The following is a 15,768-nucleotide window of genomic DNA, read 5'->3' on the forward strand; positions in this document are numbered from 1 at the left end:
ACTTAGCATCTGGCCGGGCCTATCTCATACCAGATAGGCCCAAAGGTATTGAGTGGCTCAGGAGCAGTTGCTAGAATCCGTGGGAGAGAAGCGGGCAGTAGCCTCCTAGACCCACTCCAGCTGGCAGGCCCAATGATTGTGCTCCTTAAACTTCAGTGACTCTAGCGCAAGCTCACCAGGGTGTCGCAGGCCTCTATGTCCTCTGCCCTGTGCGAGACCAGCACCACAGCGGGGAGCTTGGTTTTGCCTTCGAGAGCTTGTCCGGGGTTGCGTTTTGTCCCCCTGGCTACCTCATTGATCAGGGCCACGGCAGCGGGGGCATCCAGGTGAGCGGTGGGCTCATCCATCAAGAGCAGAGGAGAGTCCACCAGCAGGGTACGGGCAATAGCGATACGCTGACGCTGTCCACCCGACATGTAGGAGCCACCGGCACCCACCGGGGTGTTCAAACCAGCAGGTAGCAAACGCACAAAGTCGCCTAACCCAACACGGTCCAGCACCTCGTACATTTCTTCTTCGGTGGGGCGTTCATCGGCTGCCCGCGCAATCGCCAGGTTATTAGCAATGGTCGATTCAAAGATATAAGCTGACTGCGGGCACCAGGCCGCATAGCCACGCAGTGACTGCGCATCAAAGATCTTGCCGTTGACACGAATCTGCCCCTGTTCCGCCGGCAGGAAGCCCAGGAGTGTAGCAAGGGCGGTAGTTTTACCTGAGCCAGACGGCCCCGTAATACCCAGCCACTGCCCCGACGATACAGAAGCACTCAGCTGCTTGAATACCGGCTGATTCATATCGGGCCAACGGGCAGAAAGCGAGTCAAGTTCCAAAGTAATGGAGCTGTGTGCAGACCTGTTCTTTGCACCCACCCCTGGATCACCCAGGATGTCACGGATTTCACCGGACCTAGCGGCTTCAACCTCGTCCTTGTGGTGAACTACTTCAAAGTTAGCTCGAGTACGTTCCACAAGAGCCGCGAAGGCAGGCCATGAACGTACCGCTTCAAGGTGACCAGAGGTAGTCTCGAACAGCCCGGTCATCATCAAAACGACAAGAGCGGCAAGAGGAGCGGTGACCTCACCGCTTTCCACAGCAGACCATACCGAAGCCAGCACAGCGAGGGCAGCGCCCCACCAGGTGACAACCATCAGGCCCTGGCCCAAGCCAACAGCTCGTGAACTTCTCAGCTTGGAAGCTGTGCCGGCACCATCTTGGCGAGAGATTGCCAGGGCAACGGTCTGGTCTAGCCCGTTATTGTGCAGGTCGCTGGCAGCATCAAGTGCTGAAACACCCAAGCGGAGCATAGCCGAGGTTTCCCGGCGCGCGACAAAGTCTGCGCGGGCATCGGCCCTGAGAACGAAAGCAGGGATGACCAAGGTTGCACTAAGTGTAGCGAGGACAACGGGAACGACTGCCTGCGGGGTAGCCCAAGCGGTTACTCCCACGACAAGTACCATCACTATAAGGTGTGATGCCACGGGCAGGATAACGCGAGGCATGGCATCACGCAGCTCATCGATATCTCCCACCAAACGGTCCAGAATCTTGTCACCGCGGAGCAGGGAACGCACTGAAAGGACGGTTCGCCCGGCGGCATCCCAGGCACTGACCCGGAGCCTATTGGCTGCATCGAGGACCAGGTTATGGGTGCGCAGGCGCTCAGCGTAACGGCTCGAAGCTCGGCCCAAACCAAAGAAACGGACACCCGTCACGGCAAGAAGAAGATACATCATAGCTGGCTGTTCAGCAGCACGAACAATCAGCCAGCCCGACAGGGCGGTCAGGCTTACCGCAAAAACAAGGGTAAGAACCGAAAGAAGTACAGGTACTACCGCCCTTGGTAGGCTCAGGCCGGTAATTGAGCCCAATGTTCGCAGGGTTTTGAAGATACCGGGCTTGCGGCGCTTTAGCTGAAGTGAGGCAGACGCAACCGGCACAGTAGAGGGCTCTGAGTCAGCCAGCTGGCCGTTCTCAAGAGCGGTCGCAAGTGATGCCAGAGCAAATTTGCCGAGGCTATGAGCATTCTGCGCTCGGAGTTCCCAATCCACCCCGTGCGGCTTGGGGGTGGCTTCGAGGACATGATTCGTTGCGGCAGCAAGTTCCGTGTCGTGAGTGACAATAATCAGGGTTGCCCCGGTTTCCTGAAGCGCTGCAAGGGCGACGTTCACTTTGGCCGCTGATACTGGATCAAGGTGAGCTGTTGGCTCATCGATCAGGACTGTGACACCTTGCTCTTGTGTCTGGAGCATAGCTACCCGCGCAAGCGCACGCGCAATTGCCAGGCGGCGCATCTGGCCCGAAGAGAGGGACTCGGGCGGAAGTTCGGCCAGGTTACCCAGCCCGACAGCCTCGAGGTACTGCCCAAAGTATTCACGGTCCTCATCGGTAAATTTGATTGACTCATCAAGTAGCCCAGCTGCGTAGTTGATGCCATCGAGGGCACCCTCGCCACGGGTCACAGTTGCGTAGAGGGCTACTTCTGCCAAGGCTGTAGAAGCAATGAAAGTAGGTGATTGGCTAATCCATACGGTGTTACCCAGGCCAGAAACCAAGCCCTGCACCTCAACGGGGCCGGTTGCGCCTGTTGGGACCAGCCCATTGCGCAGGGCACCGCCCAAGACGGACAGTAGCGTGGTTTTACCACACCCTGAGGGGCCGGTAATCGCAGTCGTTGTTCCGTGGACCAGGCTGAAGTTAACACTCGTCAAGGTTTTGGCGCGCCCCGGGTAGGAAACCGATAGCTGACGAACCGAAATCACATCGCCAGCAGGGGCAACCGTGGCGGGTGCTATCGGCTGGTCGATAATGGCCTGTGCTCGGCGGAGGGAAGCAATTCCTTCTTCCGATTGGTGGTAGGCGGTGCCGACATCACGCAGGGGCTGGTAGCACTCGGGGGCTAAGAGTAGAGCGAAGAGAGCGACGTCCAGGCCCAGGTTGCCCTCAATCAGGCGCAGACCAATGAGTACAGCAACAAGAGCTACGGAAATAGTCGTAATAAGTTCCAGCGCAAGGGAGGAAAGGAAGGCACTGCGTAGGGTGTACATGGTTGCTCGCCGGTAGCGCTCCCCCAGTTCACCCAGCGCCTTTGACTGTGCCCGTGATCGGCCCAGGCCAACGAGCACGGGCAAGCCCTTGACCAGCTCAACGATGTGGTCGGAGAGGCGCAGCAAATCGCGCTGAGCGCGGGCGGTGTCCTCCTGAGTAGTGCGACCAATAAGCACCATGAAAAGCGGAATGAGGGGCAAAGTGCACACAATGACCAGGGCTGAAACCCAGTCGTAGATAGCAATGAAGATCAGCAGCAGAGCCGGTATGACCGCGCTAGAAACAAAAGCTGTCAGAGTCTTGGTGTAGTAGTCGTCCAAGGAGTTTAGTCCGCGTGACAGGAGCACTGCTGTTGCGCCGGTACCATCGGGGGTGTCCATACCGCCGGTGGCCAGGACACGTCGAATCATCTTACGGCGGATGACCGTTTTAGCGCCGGTGGCAGCTTTCTGAGCATAAAAGGTCAGTGACCAGTCGGCACCAGCTCGAATCAAGAGAGCCAGCAGACCTGTGAGTGAAAGGGAGAGCAAGCCGGGTTCCATGAAAGGGCTGGCCCAGAGAATACCCGTGAGTTGGGCCTGTCCATTACCTGCAAAAATGGCAAGCTGTTCCTGGTGCGCACTTGAGTAGGTTGCACCCTCGTGAAATACCGAGTAGGTCATGCGAGCCAGCAAGGTCAGTGCTGTACCCAAAACCGCTGCAAAAATAACCAGTGCGAGAGTCTTCACCGCAGTTAAGACCGCGAAGACAGTGAGATTTCGCCTGGCGTGGGGCCCCAGTGGGGGCCGTTTGCTTGAAACGGGAGTCTTCATAGGCTGTGGTGTCCTTGGTGCCGCGAACATTTGTTCATCATTCTAGTGCGTTCTTATGCCGCTACACGGCAAGCTTTTTAGACTACAGCTAGTGGGTATAGGCACACATCAAGACTGATTCCGCCCACAAGGGGGGGGTGCTGGGGGTAGTCTCCCAGCCCCCCCTCTTGGTCAACACCCAACAGGTGGTAGCAAGGGTGTAGATATGAGTGGATGTTCGAGTTCTTTTTAGAGGCCCCTTGTGTGAGCACTAGTGCGGGTAGGCTGCTGGGCGAGTTCAGTAACATCGTGCGCAGCAGGAATGCTCTCAACCAGCAGACGCTTGCGGAATACCCAGTAGGTCCATCCCTGGTAGACCAGCAGGATAGGAATACCACAGGCCGCTACCACAGACATGATTCTCAGAGTGTACTCGGAGCTCGATGCCTTGGTAATGGTCAGGTCAAAAGCTGAATCCAGGGTTGAGGGTAGGACCTTGGGGTAAAGAGCTAGGAAAACCGCCAGAATAGCGAAACCGATAAAGCTGGCGTACCCGGCAAATGCCCGCCCCTCATAAGAACCAATAGCGCCCAGCCAGCCAGCCCCTAGCGCAATAAGGGCTAAGCCTGTGAGCAGGTAGGACACCATATTGCCTGTGGTTACCTGCATGTACAGGACCCAGAGGATAGCCGGGAGAGCTAGGACGGGCGTCAGCTTGACCAGCGCTGAGCCAGCACGGTAGCGAACATCCCCATCGGTTTTGAGGGCTACAAATGCCAGGCCCATCAGTAGTGACAGCCCGACCATAGAGAATCCGCCCAGAAATACGGCTGGGGTGACCCAGGCAAAGGCGCCGCCTACACGGTCGCCGTTAGCGTTAAGGGGTAAGCCCATTGAGGTTGTGGCCAGCAGTGCCCCCACTAAGAAGGCAATCAAGAAAGATCCCAGAGTAATGGCGGTATTCCAACCGGCAATCCAGCGCTCGCTCTTCTTCTTGCCCCGGTACTCAATAGCCACAGCGCGGAAGATGAGTGCTAAAAGAGCAAGGGTCAGGGGAATATAGAGAGCCGAGAAGAGAGCAGCATACCAGAAGGGGAAGGCCGCGAAGGTGGCGGCACCTGCGGTCACGATCCATACCTCATTGCCGTCCCAGACCGGTCCGATAGTGTTCAGGAGCAGGCGGCGCTCTTTTTCGTCTTTGGCAAAGAAAGGGCTCATGAGCATACCTACACCCAGGTCAAAACCGTCCAGAATGATGTAGCCCACCCAGAAGAAACCAATGACGGCGAACCAGATGGTGGGTAGAAGAGGCTGGTTAGCAAAAAGCTCAAACATGGTGTGCAAGCCCCTTTCCTAATAGGCAAAAGCGAGGACGTCTCGGTCCTGGCTGAGGTCAGTTTCGTGAGGATCTTCTACCAGCTCTGGCATGGCTGCTACAAGGCCAGCCTTGACGTACTTAGCTAGCAGGTAGATTTCAACCACCATCAGCACACCATAGACCAGGCCCAGTGAGATCAGGGAGAAGAGCACTTCAAAGCCGGATACTCCCGGTGAGACGGCGGCGGCGGTGAACATCATGATGGCGGGGTTACCTTCGGGGTTGGGGGCAACGACGAAAGGCTGACGGCCCATTTCGGTGAAGATCCAGCCAGTAGCATTAGCACCAAAAGGGGCGAGGATACCGGCAATAGCCAGGTTTGATATCCAGCGGGCTCCGGGCACAGTACCTTCCCCTTTCTTGCGGGTGACCCACAGGACGTAGAGGAAGGAAAGGGCGCTGATACCACCGAAGGTAATCATGCCGCGGAAGCCGTAGTAGGTAACTTCCATGAGGGGTAGGTAGTTGATTTCGTTGCCTGCACGGTCACCGTAAAGTTCTGGGTTATCGGGCAGGTGAGTGCCGTAGGTTTGCTGGTACTGAGGGAGCAGGGTATTGATACCGGCGACATCGGTAGTGAAGTTGTTGTAGGCCAGGAAGGAGAGCAGGCCGGGAATTTCGATAACGGCTTGTACCTTATCGCAATCCTGGGCGCCGGGCGAGGAGAGGGAGAGCAGGGAGAAGCCTGTCCCGTCGTGGCAGGCAGCTTCTGCGGCGGCCATCTTCATGGGCTGTTGCTCAATCATGAGCTGGGCCTGGTGGTGGCCGGTAAAAGCTGTACCGATAAAGGCCGCGAAACCAACGATTGCACCGATGCGTAGTGACTTGAACCAGACGGAAAAGTCAGCTTTGTCGCGTGCGCCCTCGATGCTCTCGCCCACAAGAACCCTACCGTTTTCGCCCATGGTGTCGATGCCGTCCTGGCGGCGCTTCCAGAGCTTGTACCAGGCAATACCGACCAGAAAACCACCAGCTACCTGGAGAGAGCCGAAGATAGCGTGGGGGTAGGCAACCAGGGCAGTGTTGTTGGTGAGCACTGCCCATACATCGGTCATGACGGGGCGGCCGTCAACCAGTTCGACGCCCACGGGGTGCTGCATCCAGGAGTTAGCCACAATGATGAAATAGGCCGAGAGCCAGGAGGCGGCTACTGCCAGGAAGAGGCAGGTGGCGTGTACTTTGGGCTTGAGTTTGTCCCAGCCAAAAATGAAGAGGCCCAAGAAGGTGGATTCGACGAAGAAGGCCAGCAGACCTTCCATGGCCAGAGGCGCACCGAATACGTCGCCTACGAAGCGTGAGTATTCGCTCCAGGCCATGCCGAATTGGAATTCTTGGACCAAGCCGGTGGCCACGCCCATAATGAAGTTAATCAGGTAGAGCTTGCCCCAGAACTTGGTCATTCGCTTGTATTCGTGTTTCTGGGTGCGTACGTAGGCGATGTAGAAGCCGGCGACAACCGCGCCCAGGCCCAGGGTCAGCGGCACCATCATGAAGTGGTAGACGGTGGTGATACCGAATTGCCACCGCGCTATTTCGAGGGGGTCCATGAACAATCCTAAAGGTGGTGTGGGTGGAGGGCTGAACTATCCCTGTTTGAAAGACAACCCAGCAGTCTGGGCAGGTAGGCCCTCTTTGAGTAACTTGCTTTAGAATAACTGACCTTGATGAGCGCTAACTTAGGGTGTATTTGACCCGAAATAACAGTGATTTGACGGGCATGAAAAGGTCATTTAAACGCTAAGGCTCCCGCTGGTATGAAATCCACCAGCGGGAGCCTAACCTTCTACTTATCCCTCTTCAAGGGTTTGAGGGTATGGAGCATAGTCACAGGCCTGAGCTTTCTTCTATCGAGGACCCAGCAGCCCCAAGGAGGCCACGGCCTGTTTCTCCTCAACCAGCTCAGCGACAGAAGCCGCTATGCGCTTTTGAGAGAAATCTGAGTGTTCTAGACCGTGAATAATCTCATACACCCCACCGGTGCAACGTACCGGGAATGAGCTAATAATCCCTTCGGCTACCCCATAGGAGCCGTCCGAGGGCACAGCCATAGAGGTCCAGCTCTCCCCCGTTCCCAGCACCCAGTCATGTACATGCATGAGGGCAGCATGGGCCGCAGAAGCTACAGAAGAGCCCCCTCGTACCGAGATAACCTCAGCCCCACGGTTGGCGACCTTGGGGATAAAGGTGTTCTCTACCCAGTCCTGGCCCAGTCCCTGCTGGGTCAGCAGGTCCACAGCAGACCGTCCGGCAACAGTCGCGTGGAAGAGGTCCGGGTACTGGCTAGCTGAGTGGTTACCCCAGATAGCAACTCCCTCAATCTGATCTACAGGGCTGCCAGTAGCCAAAGCCAGCTGAGCGACGGCGCGGTGGTGATCCAGACGGGTCAGAGCGGTAAATCGCTCCAGAGGCACATCGGGAGCGTGGCTGGCGGCAATGAGCGCATTGGTATTAGCAGGGTTGCCCACGACTGCGACCTTAATGTCATCGGCCGCACGATCGTTTATTGCCCGGCCCTGCACGGAGAAGATACCGCCGTTAGCCTCCAGCAGGTCAGCCCGTTCCATTCCCTTGGTGCGGGGGCGGGAACCAATCAGTAAAGCAAGGTTTGCGCCCTCAAAACCGGTATTGGGGTCATCGGTGACGTCAATTGATTCCACCAGGGGGAAGGCGCAATCGGCAAGTTCCATCGCGGTACCTTCTGCCGCTTTGAGACCGGCAGGTATTTCAAGTAGCCGCAGGCGGACGGGGGTGTCAGCGCCCAGCATCTCCCCCGCCGCAATACGGAAGAGGCTGGCGTAGCCGATCTGACCGGCTGCGCCGGTAACGGTGACAGTAACGGGGTGCTTCATTGTATGTGTCATGCATAACACTTTACCCTGCGCCGGGCATCAAGAGGCTTAGGCGTCGATTGCTGTATGGTCCAGCTTATGGGCGCCGCTGATAATAAAGTCCTTACGGGGCGCAACCTCTGAACCCATCAGCAGGGTAAAAGCCCGTTCGGCGGCTTCAGCATCTTCCACCCGCACGCGCCGTAGCATACGCTGGCGGGGGTCCATGGTGGTTTCTGCTAGCTGGTCAGCGTCCATCTCGCCCAGCCCCTTATAGCGCTGGATAGGTTCCTTATAGCTCTTACCCTCAGATTCTAGCCGGGCAAGGAGCTCGTGCAGTTCCTTCTCGCTGTATGTGTAAATCATCTCGTTGGCGGTCCCGCGCTTAATCACCTCTACCCGGTGCAGGGGCGGCACAGCCGCATAGACATGCCCTTGTTCCACCAGAGGCCGCATATAGCGGTAGAAGAGTGTCAGGAGCAAGGTGCGGATGTGGGCACCGTCCACGTCCGCATCGGTCATCATAATGATTTTGTTGTAGCGTTTCTGCTCCAGGTCAAAGGTACGCCCCGACCCGGCACCAATTACCTGAATGATGGCCGCGCACTCGGCGTTGGCCAGCATATCTGTCAGGGAAGCCTTCTGGACATTCAGGATCTTGCCTCGAATAGGGAGCAGGGCCTGGTAGTTGGAGGAACGGGCCAGGCGGGCCGTCCCCAAAGCCGAGTCGCCCTCAACGATAAAGAGCTCGGACTTTTCAACGTCGGTGGAGCGGCAGTCCACCAGCTTGGTGGGCATAGATGAAGTTTCCAGGGCATTTTTGCGGCGCTGGGTTTCCTTATGAACTCGCGCGGAGATACGCGATTTCATTTCGGCAACGACTTTCTCGCTGACGGCGGCGGCCTGAGTTTTTTCGCCGCGAGCGGTTGAGTTGAGTTTGCTAGCCAGTTCCTTGGCAACAACCTTAGAAACAATCTGGCGCACAGCGGGGGTGCCCAGAATCTCCTTGGTCTGGCCCTCAAACTGGGGCTCCGCCAGGCGCACAGTCAGCACGGCGGTCAGGCCTGCAAGAACGTCGTCCTTCTCGATCTTGTCGTTACCAGCCTTAAACTTGCGGGCATTATTGGCAATGTGCTTGCGGAAAGTTTTCAGTAGACCCTGTTCGAAGCCGGTCTGGTGTGTACCGCCCTTGGGGGTAGCAATAATATTGACGAAGGTCCTGAGTTTGGTCTCGTAGCCGGTGCCCCAGCGCAGAGCAAGATCGACCTCGCATTCCCGTTCAACCTCAGTGAGCTGAGAGTGCCCCTCTGCATCGAGGACGGGGACCGTTTCGGTAAAAGTCTCGCTACCGCTAAAGCGCCAGATATCGGTAACGGCCTGGTCCTGGGCCAGGTAGTCCACAAACTCCGCGATACCACCGTCATGTTGAAATACTTCTTCGTGGGTTTCGTGCTCACCGGGGGTACCGGGCAGGCGGCGTTCATCGCGCACGGCAATACGCAGGCCTGGAATCAGGAAAGCAGTCTGGCGGGCCCGGGCGGCCAGTTCGCTGTAGCTAAAACGGGCGTCCGGAGTAAAAATCATGGGGTCAGCCCAGTAACGCACACGGGTACCGGTCACACCGCGTTTGGCCTTACCGATAATCTCAAGAGCCTGATCAGAGGGCTTGAAAGGAGCCTGCGGTTTGGGGGTCCGTCCGTCCTCGAAGATACCGGGTACCCCGTGTCTAAAGCTCATTTGGTAGGTTTTGCCGCCCCGGTCCACCTGCACATCTAGACGGGAGGACAGCGCGTTGACCACCGATGCACCAACACCGTGCAAGCCCCCCGATGCAGTATAGGAACCACCACCGAACTTACCGCCAGCGTGGAGCTTGGTATAGACCACCTCAAGGCCAGATAGGCCCGTGCGGGGTTCTATATCGGTGGGTACACCACGCCCATCGTCCTGCACTTCAACGGAACCGTCCTTGTAGAGAACAACCTGAATTGACTGGCCATACCCGGCTAGTGCCTCGTCTACAGAGTTATCGATAATCTCCCAGAGACAGTGCATCAGGCCACGGGAATCGGTAGAGCCAATGTACATGCCGGGGCGCTTACGAACAGCTTCAAGGCCTTCGAGCACAGATAGGTTGCGCGCGGTATAGGTGTTTGCGGCCACGGAACTCTCCTGGGATTACGGGTGGGGCGTGCCTATTTAGTTTAGTACACGCCCAGGTAGGGGCGGGCTGGCTTCGGGGCGGGTGTCGTTTAAGTGCTGTGGGCGAAAGGACAAGCTTTAAGGCACCGAAAGTGGTTGTATGGGAGTAAACCAACTTATATTGAAAAGGAGCTATCGATGGCTACTACTCTTGAAGCCCGTGAACTCACCACTGCCGACCGTTGCGATGCTTGCGGTGCCCAGGCTTATCTGCGAGTAGTACTGGCATCGGGCAACGACCTTCTCTTCTGCGGCCATCATGCCCGTCAGAAAGAAGATGCTCTGCGCGAGGTAGCTAGAGAGTGGGACGACCAGACCGAGCGCCTCAGGTAAGGTTCCACAAGCAGAATCAGATAAGTACCCATAAAGCTGCTTATTTTGCTGGACTGAAAGTGGATCAATCCCTTGAGAACCAGTATCACACCCCAGCCAAGTACCTATGGCGGGTATGTATCTTCTTATCTTCAAAAGGTGAGATACATACCCGCCATAAGTTTACTTGCGAGTAAAGACAGCAAGAGCTTCCACATGGTGGGTGTTGGGGTACATATCGAACCCTTGCACAGAGGCCAGCTGCCACCCAGCCTGGCCTAGGTAGCCGGTGTCTCGCCCCAAAGCAGCAGGATCACAGGCCACATAAACAATGGTGGCGGGGTTGAGCTCGTTCACCTGCTCCATGACCTTTTTACCTGCGCCCTCGCGGGAGGGGTCGCAGATGACAAGATCGGGTGTGGGAAAACGTCCGGCCAGCGCCTGAGGGCCGAGCTTGCCCAAGACGGCTGAGACGTCACCGCGTTCAAGTCGCACACTGGTACGTTCTGATCGGTGGGTTCGGGAGGGACCTTGGGCAGCAAAGTTGGTGCGGGCGTTACGGTGAGTGGTAGCTGACCCTTCTACTGAAAGAACCGTGCCCTTATCCCCTACCGCATCAGCCGCTAGGGCGGTGAAGAGGCCAGCTCCTGCGTAGAGGTCGTAGACTGTCATGCCCTTTTTCAGCTTGGTAGCTTCAAGTACCGCATTCCCCAGTACCTCCGGGGCAGAACGGTGAATCTGCCAGAAGCCGGTTGCATCAACCAGCCAATAGAAATCTTGGGCATAGACAGTTGCCGTTTCAAGCAGCTCGGTGTTCCCAGCACCCAGAACTACCTCCTGGGGCTTGGTGCCGCGTTTGCGTCCACCCTGCTTTTCGGGGCGGAAGATGAGAGTAATTTGGCGGTCTTCCAGCGAGCCCCACAGCTTGCGACACTGGTCTTCGATTGCAGGGGCGACGTCGGTAGGTCTTGTCTGAGCAGATACCCAGAAAACCAGGGTCACCATGTTGCTGGCGGAAACTGCTGCATCGAGCCGAGCAAGGCCCTCCAGGGTGAGCTTGTGAAGCTCAAGCTCTTGCAGACGGATATCGGCCAGGGGGAAACTCTCAAGGGGGACAGGTTCGGAGGACGAGTGCCTGAACATGGCGATTTTCCCGCTCTCCCGTTCAACGGTGTAGTGAACGCGGGTCCGCCAACCGAGGTCTGCTGGGCCCTCACCCTCAAGGGGTAACTCCTGCACCTGAAGCTGGGTGATGAGTGGATGCTCAGCCGAAAGACCGCCCAATCGTACCAGCTGTTCAGCCAGTACCTGGCGCTTGTAGTCTCGCTGGGTAGCGGGTAGCAGGTGCCCGTATTCCATTCCTCCCAGAGGGTTCTCCTGGGCGAGCGCATCGGCTGGTTCCCAGGGGTGGGGGCGGCGGTGGGGTGAGGGCTGGTCAACAGCGATAACATCAGCGAAGAAGTACCGCCCCTTGGGACCGCGCCCGGTAATCCGCGCCAGCGCGGTCTCGCCTACAACCGCGTGGCGCACAAAGACAACACGCTCACCAACTCTAGCCACCATGGCACCGCCGTGTGCCGGCCGCTCGGGTGTTACCTGCACGAGGCTACCTATGTCGAAGCTGGCGGTGTCTGTGGTGGGATTTTGCGTGTTCATATGTTCTCGTATCAGGAATAGGGCTCATGGCAGGTGGCCAGTAAGCCAGAAAAGGGGAAGGCAGGCTCAGTCATTTATTGTTCGAGTTGCCATGGGACTGACGCTACCACTACTCCGGGCTCATGGCGTAGCCGACCCCTGAGTTTGTGAGCTGTTCGGCGGTGCAGGAACCTTTGCCAGCGGTGTGCCACCACATATTCAGGCAGGTAAATCACCACAACATCGCGGGGTGATTTTTGCCTCCGATGATGGATGTAGTCGAGCACACTTGCTACGGGATCGCGGTAGGGCGAATCAAGAACGGTCAGGTTAACCGGTAGTTGCAGAGCGTTCCAGGTATCGATGTTCTCGCGGGTTCGGGCCTCATCAACGTTGACGAGCAGAGCTTCAACAGACGACGGGCGCGAGGCCCGTGCATAGGCCAGAGCCCGCAAAACGGGCTTGCGTACCCGCTCAACATACACCAGGGCGTGGACGCGGGATGGTAGGGCGCAGTCACGCGCTAGTTCTTGGAGGTTACCGTCCAGGTCTAGTTGCTGGTCGATACGCGTGTAGTGTTTGTTGATTTTGCTCATAGTCCAAGTCAAGAAAAGTATGAGAAGGGTGGTAACCCAGGCTCCGTGCGTGAATTTAGTCAGGATAATGACGGTAAGAACGATGACAGATGCGCTAGCGCCAATTGCTGTGATAGCTATATCCCGCCAGATATGCTGTCGTTTTTTACGGTCCAGGGTGATACGTTGGGCTTTCCACCTGTTCCGTAGCACAGCGTACTGGGTCAGTGTCATGGCAGTAAAGACACCTACGATGTACATCTGTACAAGCGTGTGGACATCGGGCCCGACCACCGCTACCAGGAACATAGCGCTAAGGCCTAGGGCAAGCACACCGTTGGCGTAAAGCGAGCTGGAACTGCGAGCTGAAAGTTGCACCGGTAGGTACTGTTTGGCTGCGATAGTTGTTGCCAGCATGGGGAAGCCGGTAAAGGCTGTCATAGCGGCCACAATCAAGACCCCTACCGTTGCAATACCCATCAGGACGCTTGCCAGCTGGTGGGCAAAAATTGCTTGGGTAATCTGGAGCAGAACAGGGACCTGGTGGAAATCGTCCCCTGCTGGTTGACCGTCAATTATCAGGAGGTTGGGGTCAATCGCAAAAACTACACCTGTTTTTTGGGCTAGATAGAGCACCCCCAGCAGAGAGACCGCTGAAAGCCCACCGACAATCATCAAGCTGATTGCGGCATTGCGCTGGCGTGGCGGTGCAAAAGCGTTCACCGCATTGCTGATGGTGTTAACACCGGTAAGAGCCACAGAGCCGGAGGCAAAAGCCCGGAGCAGCAGTAGCCCCATACCGGTTTGGGTCGTAAGAGTGTTCATTGCGTCCTTATCGCTAACTAGCCGGTAGGAGGCTGAGGAAGCTAGGCCTAAGTCACCTGAGCTATCGGCAATGATGCCGCAAGCAATAAGGCCGGTCAGAAGAATCAAGAAGAAATAGGAGGGGAGGTGCGAGATTCCCAGCATAAATTTAAGCCCGCGCAAGCACAGAAGGGTTACTAGCGCAATGAGTGAGCAGGCAATGAGCCTTTGGTGCCCCAGAATTGCGGGGGTGATGGACTCGAGGTATTGGGCTGCCGATGAGAGAGATACCGCGACCGTGAGGATAAAGTCCACCATGAGGGCCGCGCCCAGAAGCATTGCCGCACCAGTTCCCAAATTCTGGTGAACCAGGGCAAAGTCGCCTTTCTCCCCTACCCTATTGATGTTGTACCGGTAGGTTCCCACCACGATCAGGAGGATCAGAGCAATTCCCAGTCCCACAAAGGGTGAGTAGACGAGGGCACCGTGACCGGCAATGAGCAGAGTGAGCAAGATTTCATCGGGTGCGTAAGCAACAGACGACAGCCCATCTGCACCAAAGAGCGGCAGGGCACGGCGCTTAGGCAGATTGCCTTTTTTTGCGTGTCTACTGGTGACGGGCGCACCAAGCACTAGGTGGCTGAACACACTCCGAATATTCTTCACAGGTAGTAACCGTAGTCGTTTGGCGCCTCAAAGAACAGCCGTACACACCACATTTTCTGTGCACACAATAGCTCGATTGCCCGCGAACAGCCCTTAGCCCATGGGTTCGGTGCTCTGAGGGGCGTAGACTAGGGTGAGGCTTCGGCATGTGGCGGAGCCAGTTTGTGTTCCCTATACGATGTGATGAGGTGCGGTGTGCCCCATTTTGTAATTATGGGCGCGGGGCGTGTTGGAGTCATGCTAGCCCATACTTTGGAAGACGCCGGTCACTCGGTGGCTGTTATCGACCAAGACGACCGCTCTTTCCGCCGCCTGCGCAAAGATTTTGCGGGCAAGAAAGTTACCGGTGTCGGCTTTGATCGAGAAACCCTCAAGCGAGCTGGAATTGAACATGCCTACGCTTTTGCGGCTGTGTCCTCTGGAGATAACTCCAATATCATTGCCTCGCGTGTGGCTCGTGAGACCTTCGGCGTTCGGCACGTTGTTGCCCGCATCTATGACCCCAACCGTGCAGAGTTTTATCAGCGTCTAGGTGTTCCCACGGTGGCAGCTGTTCGGTGGTCCACTGATCAGGTGCTCCGCCGTATCTTGCCGGAGCAGGCTATGGCTGGTGACTTCCGTGAAGCCTCAGGCCGCCTCATGCTGGGTGAGCTCCAGCTCCACGAGGCCTGGGCTGGTCATGCCATTACCGAGATTGAACAAGCAGCTGGCGTGCGAATGGCCTACATTACCCGCTTTGGGGAGGGTATGCTTCCCACCCCAGAAAGCTCCTACCAGCAGGGTGACACTCTGCACGCTATGATGCGCACCGAAGACATCAACGATATCGTGAGGATCTTAAGCGAGCCCCCTGCCCAAGACAGCGAAGGTGATCTGCAGTGGAAGTAATAGTTATTGGTGCAGGTTCCGTAGGTTCATCGAGCGCCCGAGAACTTCTTTCGCACGGGCACTCGGTTACTGTTATCGATATTAAGCCCGAGGCCATTAGCCGGAGCGATATTCAGCACGCCCACTGGGTTATCGGTGATGCCTGTGAGCTATCGGTTCTGCGTCAGGCCAAGCCAGAGAACGCCGACGTAGTGGTCGCGGCTTCTGGCGACGATAAAACTAACCTGGTAGTTTCTCTACTTGTTCGCAGTGAATTCGGGGTTCCCCGTACCGTAGCCCGCGTCAATAACCCCAAGAATGAGTGGCTTTTTGACGATTCCTGGGGTGTGGATGTTGCGGTATCCACCCCGCGTCTGATGACCGCCCTGGTAGAAGAGGCCGTAGAGGTTGGTGACGTGATCCGCCTGCTGACCCTCAAATCAGGCAGTGCCACCCTGGTCGAATACACCGTACCTGCCAATCATCCCATTATCGGGCACACCGTTAACAACGTGCAGTGGCCCTACGAAGCCACCCTGACCGCTATTCTCCGCGATGGTTCCCCCATAGCGCCCAGCGGCGATGATGTCCTAGAAGCAGGTGACGAGCTCTTCTTTGTGACCACCCCTGCCGGTGAGGACGACATCCGCGCCCTCTTCAGCTAG

The 15,768-nt window shown here is 57.0% G+C and carries 10 protein-coding genes; 3 read left to right on the forward strand and 7 right to left on the reverse strand.

Annotated elements, in window-relative coordinates; translation table 11 throughout:
- Nucleotides 1-161: 161 nt before the first annotated feature.
- From cydC to ACN085_RS03335, 5 genes are all read right to left on the reverse strand, one after another.
- The gene (gene cydC, locus ACN085_RS03315) at nt 162-3,857 is read right to left on the reverse strand and encodes a thiol reductant ABC exporter subunit CydC (RefSeq protein ID WP_419110595.1); all 3,696 of its coding nucleotides are present in this window, start codon (nt 3,855-3,857) and stop codon (nt 162-164) included.
- 228 nt (nt 3,858-4,085) lie between these two features.
- Entirely contained in the window at nt 4,086-5,171 is a 1,086-nt protein-coding gene (cydB, locus tag ACN085_RS03320; protein ID WP_419110596.1) for a cytochrome d ubiquinol oxidase subunit II, read from the reverse strand.
- 18 nt (nt 5,172-5,189) lie between these two features.
- Nucleotides 5,190-6,761 carry a cytochrome ubiquinol oxidase subunit I gene (locus ACN085_RS03325; protein WP_419110597.1) on the reverse strand — a complete coding sequence of 524 codons (1,572 nt, stop codon included), beginning with the start codon at nt 6,759-6,761 and terminating at the stop codon, nt 5,190-5,192.
- Nucleotides 6,762-7,058: 297 nt separating this feature from the next.
- Nucleotides 7,059-8,075, reverse strand: coding sequence for a malate dehydrogenase (locus tag ACN085_RS03330; RefSeq protein WP_419104304.1), 1,017 nt, complete (start codon nt 8,073-8,075; stop codon nt 7,059-7,061).
- 36 nt (nt 8,076-8,111) lie between these two features.
- Nucleotides 8,112-10,205, reverse strand: coding sequence for a DNA gyrase/topoisomerase IV subunit B (locus ACN085_RS03335; RefSeq protein WP_419110598.1), 2,094 nt, complete (start codon nt 10,203-10,205; stop codon nt 8,112-8,114).
- A gap of 177 nt (nt 10,206-10,382) precedes the next feature.
- On the opposite strand from ACN085_RS03335, the gene ACN085_RS03340 reads away from it, so the two are divergent.
- A complete protein-coding gene (locus ACN085_RS03340) occupies nt 10,383-10,577 on the forward strand; it encodes a DUF7455 domain-containing protein (protein WP_419100502.1) in 195 nt (64 codons plus the stop codon).
- 162 nt (nt 10,578-10,739) lie between these two features.
- Here ACN085_RS03340 and ACN085_RS03345 read toward each other — a convergent pair whose 3' ends face one another.
- Both ACN085_RS03345 and ACN085_RS03350 read right to left on the reverse strand, forming a co-directional pair.
- Entirely contained in the window at nt 10,740-12,212 is a 1,473-nt protein-coding gene (locus tag ACN085_RS03345) for a class I SAM-dependent RNA methyltransferase (RefSeq protein ID WP_419110599.1), read from the reverse strand.
- A gap of 74 nt (nt 12,213-12,286) precedes the next feature.
- Nucleotides 12,287-14,218, reverse strand: coding sequence for an APC family permease (locus ACN085_RS03350; protein WP_419110600.1), 1,932 nt, complete (start codon nt 14,216-14,218; stop codon nt 12,287-12,289).
- A 213-nt stretch (nt 14,219-14,431) separates the two neighbouring features.
- On the opposite strand from ACN085_RS03350, the gene ACN085_RS03355 reads away from it, so the two are divergent.
- Nucleotides 14,432-15,124 carry a potassium channel family protein gene (locus tag ACN085_RS03355; protein ID WP_419100505.1) on the forward strand — a complete coding sequence of 231 codons (693 nt, stop codon included), beginning with the start codon at nt 14,432-14,434 and terminating at the stop codon, nt 15,122-15,124.
- On the forward strand, nt 15,115-15,768 hold the full coding sequence (locus ACN085_RS03360; protein WP_419100506.1) for a potassium channel family protein: 654 nt from the start codon (nt 15,115-15,117) through the stop codon (nt 15,766-15,768). The genes ACN085_RS03355 and ACN085_RS03360 overlap by 10 nt, the downstream gene beginning before the upstream one ends.

Source organism: Rothia sp. P4278 (assembly GCF_048512945.1).
Classification (GTDB): domain Bacteria; phylum Actinomycetota; class Actinomycetes; order Actinomycetales; family Micrococcaceae; genus Rothia.

Coding starts and splice junctions, on each gene's coding strand:
- cydC (WP_419110595.1), bottom strand. CDS start 3,857: ATGAAGACTCCCGTTTCAAGCAAACGGCCCCCACTGGGGCCCCACGCC.
- ACN085_RS03325 (WP_419110597.1), bottom strand. CDS start 6,761: ATGGACCCCCTCGAAATAGCGCGGTGGCAATTCGGTATCACCACCGTC.
- ACN085_RS03330 (WP_419104304.1), bottom strand. CDS start 8,075: ATGACACATACAATGAAGCACCCCGTTACTGTCACCGTTACCGGCGCA.
- ACN085_RS03345 (WP_419110599.1), bottom strand. CDS start 12,212: ATGAACACGCAAAATCCCACCACAGACACCGCCAGCTTCGACATAGGT.
- cydB (WP_419110596.1), bottom strand. CDS start 5,171: ATGTTTGAGCTTTTTGCTAACCAGCCTCTTCTACCCACCATCTGGTTC.
- ACN085_RS03340 (WP_419100502.1), top strand. CDS start 10,383: ATGGCTACTACTCTTGAAGCCCGTGAACTCACCACTGCCGACCGTTGC.